The organism is Bacteroidota bacterium (genome assembly GCA_016711505.1).
In the GTDB taxonomy this organism is placed as follows: domain Bacteria; phylum Bacteroidota; class Bacteroidia; order AKYH767-A; family 2013-40CM-41-45; genus JADKIH01.
Genome location: JADJSV010000012.1, coordinates 1 through 13,831, shown reverse-complemented (window position 1 = coordinate 13,831; position 13,831 = coordinate 1). Strand labels below are relative to the sequence as shown.

The 13,831-nt window shown below is 36.4% G+C and carries 17 protein-coding genes and 1 pseudogene; 7 read left to right on the top strand and 11 right to left on the bottom strand.

Features of this window, described 5'->3' with window-relative positions; genetic code table 11:
* Position 1: 1 nt before the first annotated feature.
* The gene (locus tag IPL24_12490) at positions 2-838 is read right to left on the bottom strand and encodes a glycogen/starch synthase (GenBank protein ID MBK8364450.1); all 837 of its coding nucleotides are present in this window, start codon (positions 836-838) and stop codon (positions 2-4) included.
* A 200-nt stretch (positions 839-1,038) separates the two neighbouring features.
* On the opposite strand from IPL24_12490, the gene IPL24_12485 reads away from it, so the two are divergent.
* Together IPL24_12485 and IPL24_12480 are read left to right on the top strand one after the other, a co-directional pair.
* On the top strand, positions 1,039-1,884 hold the full coding sequence (locus tag IPL24_12485; GenBank protein MBK8364449.1) for a pantoate--beta-alanine ligase: 846 nt from the start codon (positions 1,039-1,041) through the stop codon (positions 1,882-1,884).
* A gap of 135 nt (positions 1,885-2,019) precedes the next feature.
* Positions 2,020-2,457 (top strand): DUF937 domain-containing protein, encoded by a 438-nt coding sequence (locus tag IPL24_12480; protein MBK8364448.1) that lies wholly within the window; start codon positions 2,020-2,022, stop codon positions 2,455-2,457.
* 76 nt (positions 2,458-2,533) lie between these two features.
* Here IPL24_12480 and IPL24_12475 read toward each other — a convergent pair whose 3' ends face one another.
* Entirely contained in the window at positions 2,534-2,755 is a 222-nt protein-coding gene (locus IPL24_12475) for a hypothetical protein (GenBank protein MBK8364447.1), read from the bottom strand.
* Between the two features lie 35 nt (positions 2,756-2,790).
* Here IPL24_12475 and IPL24_12470 point away from each other — a divergent pair, with 35 nt between their 5' ends.
* A complete protein-coding gene (locus IPL24_12470; protein ID MBK8364446.1) occupies positions 2,791-3,741 on the top strand; it encodes a lipid A deacylase LpxR family protein in 951 nt (316 codons plus the stop codon).
* Between the two features lie 499 nt (positions 3,742-4,240).
* Here the strand turns inward: IPL24_12470 and IPL24_12465 are convergent, their stop codons facing one another.
* From IPL24_12465 to IPL24_12430, 8 genes are all read right to left on the bottom strand, one after another.
* Positions 4,241-4,624, bottom strand: coding sequence for an IS110 family transposase (locus tag IPL24_12465; protein MBK8364445.1), 384 nt, complete (start codon positions 4,622-4,624; stop codon positions 4,241-4,243).
* 240 nt (positions 4,625-4,864) lie between these two features.
* Positions 4,865-5,320 carry a transposase gene (locus IPL24_12460; protein MBK8364444.1) on the bottom strand — a complete coding sequence of 152 codons (456 nt, stop codon included), beginning with the start codon at positions 5,318-5,320 and terminating at the stop codon, positions 4,865-4,867.
* Positions 5,321-5,434: 114 nt separating this feature from the next.
* On the bottom strand, positions 5,435-5,794 hold the full coding sequence (locus IPL24_12455; GenBank protein ID MBK8364443.1) for a metal-dependent hydrolase: 360 nt from the start codon (positions 5,792-5,794) through the stop codon (positions 5,435-5,437).
* 734 nt (positions 5,795-6,528) lie between these two features.
* A complete protein-coding gene (locus tag IPL24_12450) occupies positions 6,529-6,909 on the bottom strand; it encodes a hypothetical protein (protein ID MBK8364442.1) in 381 nt (126 codons plus the stop codon).
* A gap of 78 nt (positions 6,910-6,987) precedes the next feature.
* Positions 6,988-7,437: a hypothetical protein gene (locus IPL24_12445; GenBank protein MBK8364441.1), complete on the bottom strand. Its 450-nt coding sequence runs from the start codon at positions 7,435-7,437 to the stop codon at positions 6,988-6,990.
* 145 nt (positions 7,438-7,582) lie between these two features.
* A complete protein-coding gene (locus IPL24_12440; GenBank protein ID MBK8364440.1) occupies positions 7,583-7,828 on the bottom strand; it encodes a hypothetical protein in 246 nt (81 codons plus the stop codon).
* Positions 7,829-8,210: 382 nt separating this feature from the next.
* A complete protein-coding gene (locus IPL24_12435; GenBank protein ID MBK8364439.1) occupies positions 8,211-8,375 on the bottom strand; it encodes a hypothetical protein in 165 nt (54 codons plus the stop codon).
* 993 nt (positions 8,376-9,368) lie between these two features.
* The gene (locus tag IPL24_12430) at positions 9,369-9,671 is read right to left on the bottom strand and encodes a hypothetical protein (GenBank protein MBK8364438.1); all 303 of its coding nucleotides are present in this window, start codon (positions 9,669-9,671) and stop codon (positions 9,369-9,371) included.
* Between the two features lie 373 nt (positions 9,672-10,044).
* Between IPL24_12430 and IPL24_12425 the strand changes: the two genes are divergently transcribed.
* The 4 genes from IPL24_12425 (at position 10,045) to IPL24_12410 (ending at position 12,740) form a co-directional block, all read left to right on the top strand.
* The gene (locus IPL24_12425) at positions 10,045-10,320 is read left to right on the top strand and encodes a hypothetical protein (protein MBK8364437.1); all 276 of its coding nucleotides are present in this window, start codon (positions 10,045-10,047) and stop codon (positions 10,318-10,320) included.
* A gap of 342 nt (positions 10,321-10,662) precedes the next feature.
* A complete protein-coding gene (locus IPL24_12420) occupies positions 10,663-11,607 on the top strand; it encodes a hypothetical protein (GenBank protein MBK8364436.1) in 945 nt (314 codons plus the stop codon).
* Positions 11,608-11,923: 316 nt separating this feature from the next.
* Complete coding sequence (locus IPL24_12415; GenBank protein MBK8364435.1) at positions 11,924-12,286, top strand: hypothetical protein; 363 nt, start codon at positions 11,924-11,926, stop codon at positions 12,284-12,286.
* 295 nt (positions 12,287-12,581) lie between these two features.
* Positions 12,582-12,740 (top strand): T9SS type A sorting domain-containing protein, encoded by a 159-nt coding sequence (locus IPL24_12410; GenBank protein MBK8364434.1) that lies wholly within the window; start codon positions 12,582-12,584, stop codon positions 12,738-12,740.
* Positions 12,741-12,743: 3 nt separating this feature from the next.
* Here the strand turns inward: IPL24_12410 and IPL24_12405 are convergent.
* Positions 12,744-13,831: pseudogene (locus IPL24_12405) on the bottom strand (aminotransferase class V-fold PLP-dependent enzyme).

The window sequence follows — 13,831 nt, the reverse complement described above, 5'->3', positions numbered from 1 at the left end:
TTTATTCAGCAAGAACAGGTTCTTGTTCTAAAAGTTCATCATAAAAATCAGAGCAGGCCGCTACGAAAGCGCTTTCATCTTCAAAATTCTGATAATCCAATACAGGCTTACCGGCTTTTTTCAGATATGTATCTAATACTGCGTTTTTACCATCACAACCTTTGATAATTCCATCACACAACTTCATAGCTGCAAGATTTACATTTACCATAGAAGGTTCTTTGTAAAGTTTCGAATCTTCAGCAGTTACGCCGTCCATTTTCAACTTCTTGATAAGGTTTGGACTCATTGTATCGTCCAGATCCTGATAGTAAGAAGAGTAAACAACACGACTGTTCTTAAACATCGGATCGTCTTTGTAACCGGTTTTAACAAAGAAAGGGATCAGAGAGGTCATCCAGCCATGACAGTGGATAACATCGGGAGCCCAGCCCAGTTTTTTAACGGTTTCTAATACTCCACGACAGAAGAATACCATACGGTCTTCATTGTCTTTGTGGAATTTTTTCTTCGCATCGCGGAAGATTGATTTTCGTTGGAAATACTCGTCATTATCGATAAAGTAAACCTGCATCCGCGCACTCTGGATAGAAGCAACTTTGATAATTAATGGATGATCTGAATCGTCGATGATAAGATTCATTCCTGAAAGACGAATTACTTCATGTAACTGATTTCTTCTTTCATTGATCAGTCCAAAGCGTGGCATGAATGTTCTGATCTCTTTTCCTTTTTCCTGAATTCCTTGGGGAAGGAATCGGGCAATTTTCGAAATTTCAGTCAACTCAAGGAACGGTGTAATTTCCTGTGAAATAAATAAAACTTTCGCTTTCTTCATTCTTGAGATTGGATTTATAAATTTGACGCAAAGATAGTGAATATAGAGCAGTTCTTCAAATCTGCAAGTGGTTTTAACGGTAATCCTTGAAGAAGGTGACAGTTAAAATGAAGTAACTGCATCTAACTAGTTGATTACTAAGGAGGAATTCTTATCATTTTGTGCTTAATGATTATTAAAATTAAAATTGATTATAAAAGATGCTGATCTATACCAAAACTCAGGAAATCGTTCGTTTTATTGCAAAACAACGTGAAAGTGGACTTAAGCTGGGTTTTGTTCCTACAATGGGGGCGCTTCATGCCGGACATATTTCTTTGGTAGAAAAGGCCAAACGGGAAAACGATCTGGTAATTGTGAGCATTTTTGTTAATCCAACACAATTCAATAATCCTGAAGATCTGAAGAATTACCCAAGAACACCTGAAGATGATCACAGAAAATTAAAGGCTGCAGGTGCTGACTTATTATTTGAGCCTTCCGTTGACGAAATTTATACTCACGGTTTGCAGGAAGGTAAAGAGATCGACCTGGGAAAGCTGGAGCATGTACTGGAAGGTGCTCACCGTCCCGGTCATTTCAAAGGAGTGGTACAGGTGGTTTCAAGATTGTTTGAAATCGTTCAGCCGCAAAAAGCCTATTTCGGAGAAAAGGATTATCAGCAGCTGGCAGTGATCAGGAAAATGACAGGCGCACTTCATTACCCAATCGAAATTATCGGTTGTGAAACAATGCGTGAAGAAAGTGGTCTGGCAATGAGTTCGCGAAATTTAAGATTGTCTCCTGAAGAAAGAGAAACAGCAACGCAGATCTACAAAGCGATGAAGTATGTCCGCGATAACCATAAGAAGTTAGGTGCAAGTGTAGCATTGAAAAATGCAATCGATACAATCAATTCGCACCCGCCACTGAAAGTAGAATATCTCGAGATCGCAGATGCAAGTGACCTGCAACCGATTTCAGAAAATGATGATTCAAAAAAAGCCAGGATCTTCGCTGCTGTTTTTTGTGGAAATGTTCGATTGATAGACAATATGGAAATTTAAGAATAGGTTGTTGCAAAACTTCCTGACCTCTTGTGTTCTCAGTGTTTTAAAAAAATAAAGTAATGCATTTAAAATTACACATCACTTTGTAAATAGTAAATTGATTATCTTCACTTACATAAATCCAAAAACATCATGTTCGAAAATCTCCTCAACCTCGTAAAAGAACACGCCGGCTCTGCAATCGTAGACAATCCTGCAATTCCCAATCAGCACAATGATGCTGCAATAAAAGAAGCTACCACAGGAATAATGGACCAATTGAAGTCGACCGTTGCCAGTGGTGGAATAAGTCAACTTACATCTATGTTCAGCGGAGGAAATACAGCAAACAATCCAATGATACAAAACATCAGTGCAAGCGTTGCAAAAAATCTTGCATCGAAATTTGGCATCAGTCCTGAACAGGCAAATAGCATCGTACAATCTCTAATTCCAAAAGTAATGGGCGCCTTCGTTTCAAAAACAAACGATCCCAATGATAAAAGTTTTGATTTGAAAGATATCGTTGGTTCTCTTTCAGGCGGAAAAGGTGTTGATGATCTGATGGGTGGATTGAAGAAGATGTTTTAAAAGAGGTCAAAGGTCAAAGGTCAGAGGTCACGCTGTTTACTTGTAAGCACCGTGACCTCTGACCTTTGACCTAGTTTCAATCCACCATCTCCCATTTCCCCTCTGGTCCAATAGTATAAGCCAATCCATTGCTCATAGTAAAAACTTCTTTTCCTGTCAGAGGATCCGTATGATTTGATTTTTCGTAGATGGTAATACCATTGTTCTCACGACTGAGGTAATTTAGTAAAGCGGGCATAGTTGGAGCGATATCGTGCAACCATTGTCCGTCTTCTTCTTTTACAAATGCCTGGCTCATGTTTTTGTTTTTAAAGTATAAATTTAAAAGATAGTATGCAAAATCCAATCCATCGATTGTTAATTCTATTCATCATCTTTTCTCATGGTGTAAACGGACAAAATATCGATAATGTGACCTCACTTCGTGAAATTGGATCTGATAAAGGGGTGAGGTTTTATTACGACAACGACTTTTTTACGGCCCAGGATTATTATTACACACAAGGTATTAACCTCGAATTTCAATCACCCGGATTAAAGAATAATCCTTTGAATTTTCTACTGGTAAAAGGTTCATCCTTGCAAAGGGTATATGGTTTATCGATAGAGCATAATGTTTTTACGCCTTCTTCCATTCGTCATGATGAGATACTTTATGGCGATCATCCGTTCTCTGCATTTTTGCTTTTTAAATCTTACGTAAGATCCTACGATTCCAAATCCGGAAGTGTAGTGAGTTCATCCATTTCTTTGGGTTTTATTGGTCCGGCGGCATTTGGCAAAGAGATGCAGACTTCTATACATACGTGGCTGGAGAATCTTTTACCTTTAGGTTGGGATCATCAGATTAGGAATGATTTTCTTTTGAACTACCAGTTGAATTATGAAAGAATGATCATTAAGGTTCCGGGAAAATTTCACTTTGCAGGAGTTGGGACTGTTAATGCAGGTACATTGCGTGATGATGTTGCAGCCGGTGTGCAAATTAAATCAGGAAAGTTCTATGAAACTTCTGATAAAAAATCCACTATATTTTTGTTTGGAAAAAGCACTCTAAATTGTAATTTTTACAATTCAACTTTGAGCGGTGGAATTTTCAATAAAAAAAGCGAATATGTACTTTCTTCAGAAGAGATAAATTTATTTAAAGTGCAACATACCCTGGGAATTAATATCAAGATCAGAAAAGTGGTTCTGGAATATTTTCAGTCTTATGTTTCGAAGGAGTTCATATCAGGATTAAGTCACAGGTTTGGGGGAATATCGATTGGCTATTGTTTCTGATCAACCTTGATTGCACTTGTGCTTCTAAAATGTTGCTGCTTAATTTAACACTAAGATCACTAAGTTTTTGGCACAAGAGCATAAGTGAAGTTTCAATTATGTGTTCTTGTGACGAATTTTAGTGAACTTTGTGTTTTATTTTTCAAACATACGAGATCACTAAAAGTCAGCACAAGAGCACATCAGGTTGATTTAAGGGTAGCATCAGTGTTCTTGTGACAAATTTTAGTGAACTCCAATGAAAGAATTTATCCAAATTATTTTAAAAATTTATTATTTGATGGTGTCTTGTTAATTGCCGGAAAAAACATGGCCAGGCCTCGTGTGAAGCGTTTTTCTGGCAATTAATAAGATCAGCAATCCATACCTAGTTGGGTAAACTCCAATAAGCAGTCATCGTTTTGAAGCTGCAAGCATTTATTAATTGTAATAATAAAGGCCGCCTACTTGTGTGAGCAGTCTTCCATGAAGGCGCTGCAGTTCACTAATTGCGGTCACTTTATTTTGGATTGATCTGATTGTAATTTATAATATATGGTCGCTTAAATTTTAATGTATAATAGATTCTTACCAATAATTTTCTTGCAACCTTTACTATTATTTTCCCTGTTACTTTTTTTCCAACATGTCTTTTGTAATACTCAATTAATTCGGGATCTTTTCTAACTGCAGTCCAGGCAGCTTCAATTATATACGAACGTAGAACTGATTGACATCGTTTGGTTAGTCCTCGTACTCTTAATTTGTCTCCTGATTGATATATGTTGGGTACTAATCCCATGTAACTACAGAATTCATCTACTCTCTTAAATCTATTGACATCTCCTATTTCGCATAGTAAAGCGATAGAAACAATCTTGCCTATGCCGGGAATAGTGTTCAATAATTTATAATTCTCCTTGTGATTAGTTTTGCACGTAGGATAACAATTGTTTTACTACTACTAAATATTCTTGCTGCAAAAAGTCCAATCGACGTAACATGGAATCAAGACTTAGGCGATTAGTATTTGTATCCATTGGTATTGCTTGCAACCATTTTCTAAACGAAAGACTCAATTTCCATTCTCGTATTCCTTTTCGATTTGAGTCCCGTTAAAAAAGAAGAGAACGAATATTGTTTTTTACAACCTCAATTGTTTTACTAATTTATTTCGCTGACGAAACAAGTTTCGAAATCCTTGTTGTGCTCTGTCTGGTTGAAAGATTCCCTGTACTTCACCTTTGCTTAATTCATGGGCTATTTTCCTGCAATCAACACGATCGGTTTTTCTTTGGATGTCTTTATCGCTTCCGGGAATATCAACTGCATTTAATACCAAGCATTCAAAACCATACGATTTTAACTGTTCACTGATCCAGTAACCGCAGAAACCGGCTTCGTAAGCACATATAACTTGATAACTTGAAAAATTCTTTTGGATGTAATCGTACAAAATCTCAGGATTTGGTGGCTGAGTAAAGGTTTTGTGTTCAAATTCCTCCGTCCGCATACAAACTGACCATTGATTTTTGTGTACATCTAATCCAACATACAATTGATTGACTTTCTCAGAGAACATTTCTACATTTGTTTTCATAGCGTTGAGTTTATAAGTTTACAGCATTCAAGGTAGTACTTGAAAAGACTGTTTAAAACCCTTTGGGTTCTCAACGTTTTTCTTTGCATAGATACTTGTGTTTGAAAAAAGAGTTTATTTTTTTGCAACTGATTTCGAAATAACCATGAGCATGATCGATGGAATCCAGATATAAACAAACTCACTTTTCAATACTCTGATTCCCCATTCACTAAAAAAGCTATGGACGTTTACAGGTGAAACCTGTACAGGACGCCATGGAAAGAAATATCTGTTATTATCAAATGGAGAAAAGAAAGCAACTCCCAGTCCGCCGTTAGTAATTGCATCTAAAACTCCATGTGAAACGGTTGCAATAAAAAAGAAGACAACCAAGCTGTACCACGATCTTGAAAAATATTTTCCGACCGGAAGAATAAAGTTGTGATCGAAGTGAAAGGATAAGTGCAAATGGTATTGAATGAATGAATCCACGATATTTCCAGAAGATTCATAAGGGATTCCAAAATAAAAGCTCAGGACATCGATGTCCGGAAAATTGCGCAAAGCATTCCGAGTACTGCAATTTTGATTGAGGACTTTTTAGTGTTGATTTGCCGATTGCAAAAGCTGCAAGGCGTGAGAGAAGGCAGAGGCCATCTGATAATTAGTTTAGTACTTGTAAATATTGTCAGAAGAAAAATAGTTGACAAAGAAAGAGGGTATCTGTGCTGCATTTTATTTTCTCTTGTCAGGCTATTTTGTCTTCAGCAAATGAAATTTTCAGAATCTCGATTGTATCGCTTTTGCAATGAGTCGGAATGAATTTTTCGAAACAGAAATATATTTTCCATTTGATGCCTTTAAAGCGAATGAATTTATCGACTTTTATAAGTGAAAAAGTTTCCCATATTAACATTGATTCTTCCTCTGCTCTGACTTCACCATTTTTGTATAGATTAGCTGAAATATACATATGATTTTGTGCAGAGATAGCACATAGATCATTTTGAAGTTTTTAAATACAAAGATCTCCTTTTTCACCGGTCTCGAATTTTCGGCCAACAATTCGATCTTGTTTTCATCTGAACTCAATGTGAGATATCTTCCTGATTGTGATTGAATGTAAACCGAATCTTCACTCGAAAGGAAGGATATACAGGTGAAGGTTCATATATATACTATTACGGCCAAGAACGGCTTCGCGGGCATCGATTTGTGTTGCAAGCTCATCGTACTCCGGGTTTATAAGTTGTTTTCCAAAGATCTTGAAATAAAGTTTTTCTGTTGATCCCATCATATCGGAGAATTCTTTTTTTTCGTATTGGTACGTCTGGAAAATATTCAGCACGACAAAAGATGGCTGATGAGAAGAATAAAATGCGTACTAATCTCTTTTTGTTTCTGAAGTAGTTTACTGTAGATGCCAGTGGTAAAGCCATAATTGCATAACTATCGATCATACTTCTCATGCCGAAAGCTCCGCCATACCACCAACACCACCATGAAAAAGTGATGTAGATATTCAGGAGAATAAATAGCCAGATTCCCGTTTGAATTTTTTTCAGTTCATCTTTCAGTAAAAACAGACCGGCAAATGCAAAAAGCATCATTGGAGTGTAAAGCAGCCAGCCTTTTCTGAAACTGAAAAGTCCTTCTATAATTCGAGGTTGCGTAAATAGAATCTTTCATTGTTGTAAGAATAGTATATAAAATGGCCTGTTGCAATTTTCCAATAAATAAATTGAGGAAGCCAGACTAGAAAGGCAGAAAAAATTATCAGTACGATCATAAAAGTTTTTTCTTAAAAAAGCCGCACGCGACCTCAAATCTTTCAGACCGGTTACGCCGTAAAGCGCAAAGAGTAATACAATGATAATGTCAGATGGCCGGATCAAAGAAATCAAGCCCGATGTAAGGCCAATCAAAAGGGAGTTTTTTATTGTTGGAGTATGATTCCATTGTGTTGTATAGTAAAAGAAAATGGCGATCATACAAAACAAATAAACATGTGGCATTGGCGCTGATTGTGAAGCGTAGCATAAAATATTCGTTCCTATTCCCATAAACAAAATGGTTATGGCTATCGTTGAATCTGAAAATAAATAGTGTTGTAGAATTTTTTTCAGGTAGTACATTCCCAGCAGTAAATAAAAATAGTGCTCAAACAAAGGAGTTGTATATATGGTTGCGAATATCCGTCAGCCGGATAGCCAAATGGTTGAGCTATTAGGTGAGCTAAAGAAAAACGGGGAGTAGAGGATAGACAATCCCATTGTCATTTTAATAACACTTTTCCTTCGGGTGTCGGAACTGTCCAGATAACACAGGCTTTAGTTTCTTCAGTGCCATAGTGTTTTCTACCCGGATGTCATCATAAATAAATATCAAAGGAAGATATTCGTAATATGTTACAATATCGTACTTGATTACATCTTTGGTTTTCTGGAATCTATCAAAGCTGAAATTGATGATAAAGCAAACGATCACGCTGACAAGAATTGCATATGACGAAAGACTGGATTTCACTGTTACTGGTTTTAAAATGGAAATCATAATGCGAATCTTAAACAAGAGACAAAGAGTTTACGTTTAACTCTTGTCGTCGGTGTTTAAATACTAAAATAAGTATTACTTTAAAACTTTTTTTGTCAGTATTTATAATTTATGTAACTAATTTTTAAATCCTTCAATTCAGCAATTTCCTCTTTCGTAAAGACTTTTAACGATACTCTTTGTTTTCAGCTGTCATTGTTGGTACTTCGTAATTGAAAACTCCTGTTTGCTCTGTATTTAAACCTTTTCCTGAAAGTGAATTAAGGGAACACTATGGCTATAAGCTATTTCACCACTAATCATGTCCTTTAACAGTTAGCTCAATGGAAGCATCTTCCTTCGGAGAAAAATTGTTTTAAAACTGACCTGAATGATATTTGTTTTTTTCGAAATCAAGGATCTGTGCTGCATTCTGAAAATATACTTCCACAGATGAATTGGATTTTGCCCGTTTGTCTCCGGTGGCTGATGTGTACAGTTGTTTAGTTTTCTCCTCTGAAAAAACAAATTCCTTTTCCATACCATTCCATTGAATTGATGCTTTGTTTCCAAAAAAGATCGTCCAGTATTTTGTTTATCCATACTATCCCAATGAAGGATCTGCTTTTTATACTGAAGAGTCTGGATCAGATTCACCGGTATTGTGAGCAGTAACAATAGCACTGCCGGAATTATCACAAGTCGTTTTTTGATTCGAGTAAAACTGCAAGTAAGATGCAGAACACTGTGTAAAAATCGATATACGCTCTTAATCCGTAGCTCATACCATAAAACCAGCTCCACCATGAAGAAGAGAGTACATAAGTTAAAAAAAAGAAAGAAAGCAGACCAGGTAATGAGTAAATAATATTTTTTTCTTCTTTATATAAATGAACAATGCAAACAGCGACAAAAAAGAACGGGGTGTATAAATGAATAACCCTTTTCTGTAGCTGAATAAAATATCCATGAATGCAGGCTTGAGAAAATTAAAAGACTCGGATTGATAAGGGTAAACTAACCATTCTCCGTTTGCCAATGCCAGAAATAAAGTTGAATTGATACAACGATTAAAAATAATATTAAACCTTTGAATGTAAACCACAGATCTTTGAAGAGTCGCATAAAAAAACCTTTGAGCTCTTCAGGTGAGCCTGCGAGAAACGGGATAAAGAAAAGTATAAGAATATTCAATTGGCGAAGAATAAAAATCAATCCGAAAAACAAACATGCCCACAGAAAGTGACTTTGCTTTTTATCGGTAAAATATGCTTTCACAAAATACAAGAATGCAGTAATCGCAAAAAATGAATACACGTGACTAAATGAGGGGTCGTAATAAATGTAATTGATTATTGAGGTTGAAAAAACAACCAGACATTGGATCAGAAAAATATTCGTTCGCGATGTATTATAAAGTAGTAAGAGCTTTCGTAAGAAAACCAGGGCCAACAACAGATAAACGACTGCAGCATAAAGACGGCTCTCTGATAAGGAAGTGTAAATCCATCATTTGAAAATCCCATGGGTGCAGTTAAATGGGCATAGACAAAAACGGCAACATTAATGTCGCAGTTCCGCAAGGATATTTATTTAATTTATGGTCTTTATAAGAAATGTAAACCCCATTATTCCGGATCCGTTCAGAGGCGATAGAGTCTGTGGCTTTGGGCAGATCGCCATAGATCATTAAAGCAGGAAGGTAGTCGTAGTATCCATCTCCATCCGATTTTATGACCTTTGATTCATTTCCAAAATAATTATTGATCGATAAAATGAGCGCAAAAATTATTAAGCCTTCGGGTAAAAGTCTTTTTAGTCTATTTAGTAGATTCAAGTGATCGGTAGTTAGAGATTGTTCATGTAGGCTGCGAATATATTTAATCTTCCGGATTTTTATCTATATCGGACGAAGGAAATTCAATACTAAGCTAACTTTTAGTGATCTAAGTCTTAAAAAAATGAAGCAATAAAATCTAAACCTAAAGCCTGAATTATTATTCTTGAGTTGGAAGAGATTGGCAGATGCCAATTTTATCAGGTTGTAATAAAGGAAACTTTTTTAACCTTACCTGTTAATTATTTACAACACAAACAGATTAGTTGGCCAAATATTAAATCAGGTTTTCAAAAAATCGATACATTGTAACACTTATCTGTTTTCAGGAGATGAATTTTGTATTACATTTATTATTTTAACTACAATGGCAATGAAAAATTTCAGATTATATTTAATATTGATATTCTTAATGGTGTGTTCGGGTAATGCGCTTTGCCAGAAGATTTTTCTGCAGGATACATTATGGAGAAATCATCTCCTTGCATCCGGATTGTCATCATGTATTGCCAATGATTCGCTGGATACTACCTGTCCGGCACTCTCCAATATAACCATTATGGATTGTTCTCTATCGGGAATTAATATTATAGAAGGTCTTCAGTATTTTCCAAATCTTGAAGAATTTTATTGCAGAGGAATAATTTAACGTATCTACAGTATATGCCGGCAAACCTGAAAGCTGGATTGTTCATACAACAATATTACTGATCTAGATTACCTTGCATCCATTGAATACCTCAATTGCAGTTAACAAGTTAATTAATATGCAAGTTCCAATGTCAGCGGGCGGTAATTTTTAAAAGTATCTGGATTGCAGCTCATAACAGAATTCCTGATGTTGCTGTCTATTTTCTACGGTACTTGAAGAGGCAAATTTGTCATATAATCAGATTAGTTCAATCCCTGCTTTTCCGTCCCCACTCCTCAACTTAAATATTTCACATAACTGGATCAATATACTTCCATCATTGCCTGATTCATGGTTCACTTGGAAGTATTTGCAAATCCACTTACCTCTCTTCCGGCTCTTCCTCAAGGATTGGAATATTTAAATGCTTCAAATTGCATTATAAATTCTCTGCCGGCTTTGCCTGATTCATTGCAATATTTATCTCTGGGCGATAACAGGATCACCCAGATTCCCTCATTTCCTGATTCATTAAAAGTGATCTATATCGGAGATAATCTTATTGATACACTTCCGGAATTGCCTGCGCAGCTTGAACGTCTTGCGATAGATCTGGATAGTTTGAGATATCTTCCTCAGTTAAATAATTCGCTTCAATACCTCAATATAAGTAACACACAAATCGTAAACATAGATTCTCTCCCTCGAATGCTGACGACACTTATGATGGATAATACAATTTTAACTTCGCTTCCGTCATTGCCGGAAAACCTTGAAGCTTTGTTTATGTCCAATTCGAGAATTTCGATTTTACCACATGTTCCTTCTACATTAGGTTATTTGCAGGCGCAAAGTTCTGACCTTTCAGAACTGGATTATTTACCGGACTCAATGTACAATATCGATCTTAGCAATTGTCCGCTTACTTGTTTACCTCCGATAACATTTGTAGGAAATATTACTGTTAATAATTCCAATATAAATTGCATTCCCAATTATATAACCAATGGTGGCACTATTAATCAATTACCGCTTTGTCAGCCTTCCGACGGTTGCGTCATCCGATGGAATATTCAGGGTTCTGTTTATGATGATCAGAATGCAAATTGTGTTAAAGAATCTTTGGAATCGTCTTTGGAAAATATTCCTGTCAGACTTGACTCTGCAGGAATATTAAAACAAATTTCATATACAAATCAATACGGAACTTTTTCATTTCGTGTACCGGTAGGAGATTATGAAGTCAGAATTGATACAACAAATTCTTCGTTAAGTTTTATTAATGTCCTTCAAATGGAATTTTAAATGTAAGCCTGACGCCGGGTGATTCATTATCAGATTCATTGGAATTTGGTGTAAAGTGTAATCGGATTTTGATTTGTTTGCCGGTGGTATTATGGTTTTCGCCATTTATTCCGGGAAGACAAACAACTGTTTATTTCAGAGCCGGAGAAGCTTTTCAATATATGGAATGAAATGCTACAATGATACAGCTGTCGTTACAGTAATATTGCAGGGGTCCTTTTTCAAGTATCCTTCCTTCACCGGGGAGCACTTACACCCGATATAATTTCGGGTGATACCATCCGTTGGACGGTTCCTGATATTTCTGTCGTGACCCGTGGCGGTCTTTTTCCTTAAAAGTAATACGGATACTACAGCAGGAATAACGGATACAGTATGTTATCAATTGTCGGTGGAGCCTTTTGCTGATTCCGACACCACTAATAATTTTATTTCAGAATGCACGCCTGTCAGGACTTCGTTTGATCCGAATAACAAACTGGTTTTCCCGGAATACGCAGATACTTCTGTTTATGAATTTACTTATACGATCAATTTTCAGAATACAGGAAATGCGTCTGCAGAAAATATTTTTATCGTTGACACAATTGATATGAATCTGGATCCACAGAGTTTCGAATTAATTTATTCAAGTCATGATGTTGTAACGCAACTTTACCCGCAATATTCTTCGCTTTAATTATAATAATATCAATCTGGCTGATAGCTTTACCAATGAAGAACTTAGCCATGGACATATTGTTTACAGGATCAGAAGATCAGAATTTACCGGAAGTGTACATTAATTAAAAACACTGCTCATATTTATTTTGATTATAATTTGCCAATTGCCACCAATACTGTAATTCTTGAAATTGAAACTACGGTTGATAGAAATGATATTATTTCTGATGATAACATTTACATATATCCTAACCCGGTAGGTTTTCTGATATGTATATCAAGTCAGAAAAAGGAAAAATGGAAAGCGTAAAATATTTGATCTGATAGGACATTTAGTTTTTGAACAAAATTATGATGAAACAGAAGCTATCTATATAAATGTTACTGACTTTTTACCGGGATTGTTCATCATGAAAATAAAAACAGAAGCTGGTATTTATCAGGAGAAATTTATTAAAATGCATAGATGAGATTCAGTGATTGCTCAAGTGAGATTCAAACATCCTGATTACTTTTTCTATTTCTTCTCCACTTGTAAATCTCCCCAAAGAAAATCGAATCGAAGCATACGCATCTTTCTCCTTCAATCCCATTGCAGTCAACACATGTGAAGGTTCCGGTAATGCTGAAGAACATGCGCTGCCTGTTGCCATTGCAATATTCGGAAGAGCCTTCATAATTTCATCTGCTTTTCTTCCCGGGAATGTCAGGTTGGATGTATTTGGTAAACGATGTTTGATATTACCATTGATCGATGCTCCTAGATCACAAAGTTCCTGTTCGAGGCGTGTTCTTAAAATTGAAATCGTTCCATTCATTTGCATGAATTCTTTCCTGGCCAGTTCGCAGGCTTTTGCAAAACCAACAATTCCCGGAACATTCACTGTGCCACTGCGGAGGTTACGTTCATGTCCACCACCATCGATCTGAGCAATAAGTGTAACCCGCGGATTTTTTCTTCTCACATACAACATCCCGATACCTTTTGGTCCGTACATTTTGTGTGCAGATAAACAAAGCAGATCAGCTTTCAATTCTGAAACATCGCTACGGATCTTTCCACCGGCCTGAGTTGCATCACAAAACAGAATTGAATTTTTCGAATGAACAATGTCTGCGATCTGGTCAATTGGTAGGATTACGCCAGTCATTATTTGCAAGCATAGCGCAAACAAGAATGGTATCGTTGCGAATACTCCGATCTAAACGTTAAGGTCGAGCATGCCATCTTCAAGAACAGGAAGTACAGTGATCTCTGTGCCCAAGAGATTCAAGGTGTTTGCATGTATCTAGAACTGCTTTGTGTTCAGTGGCAAGTGTAATTATGTGTTTGCGTTTTGTAACATAGGCTTCAGCGACTCCTTAATGGCAAGATTAATTGCTTCAGTAGAGCCCTGGTAAAACAATTTCATTTTCCTCTGCACCGATATAATCTGCAATAACAGAACGGGAATTTTTACAGCTTCATCAGCTATCCAGCCATATGCATGCGAACGGCTTGCTGCATTCCCGAAATGCTGATTGAAGAAAGGAAGCATTGCCTCCAGAACCTCAGGATCGA

Excerpts from the sequence above, each read along its gene's own strand:
- IPL24_12490 (MBK8364450.1), bottom strand. The coding sequence starts at position 838 with ATGAAGAAAGCGAAAGTTTTATTTATTTCACAGGAAATTACACCGTTC.
- IPL24_12485 (MBK8364449.1), top strand. The coding sequence starts at position 1,039 with ATGCTGATCTATACCAAAACTCAGGAAATCGTTCGTTTTATTGCAAAA.
- IPL24_12480 (MBK8364448.1), top strand. The coding sequence starts at position 2,020 with ATGTTCGAAAATCTCCTCAACCTCGTAAAAGAACACGCCGGCTCTGCA.
- IPL24_12475 (MBK8364447.1), bottom strand. The coding sequence starts at position 2,755 with ATGAGCCAGGCATTTGTAAAAGAAGAAGACGGACAATGGTTGCACGAT.
- IPL24_12470 (MBK8364446.1), top strand. The coding sequence starts at position 2,791 with ATGCAAAATCCAATCCATCGATTGTTAATTCTATTCATCATCTTTTCT.
- IPL24_12460 (MBK8364444.1), bottom strand. The coding sequence starts at position 5,320 with ATGAAAACAAATGTAGAAATGTTCTCTGAGAAAGTCAATCAATTGTAT.
- IPL24_12450 (MBK8364442.1), bottom strand. The coding sequence starts at position 6,909 with ATGCTTTTTGCATTTGCCGGTCTGTTTTTACTGAAAGATGAACTGAAA.
- IPL24_12445 (MBK8364441.1), bottom strand. The coding sequence starts at position 7,437 with ATGTACTACCTGAAAAAAATTCTACAACACTATTTATTTTCAGATTCA.
- IPL24_12435 (MBK8364439.1), bottom strand. The coding sequence starts at position 8,375 with ATGGAAAAGGAATTTGTTTTTTCAGAGGAGAAAACTAAACAACTGTAC.
- IPL24_12425 (MBK8364437.1), top strand. The coding sequence starts at position 10,045 with ATGAAAAATTTCAGATTATATTTAATATTGATATTCTTAATGGTGTGT.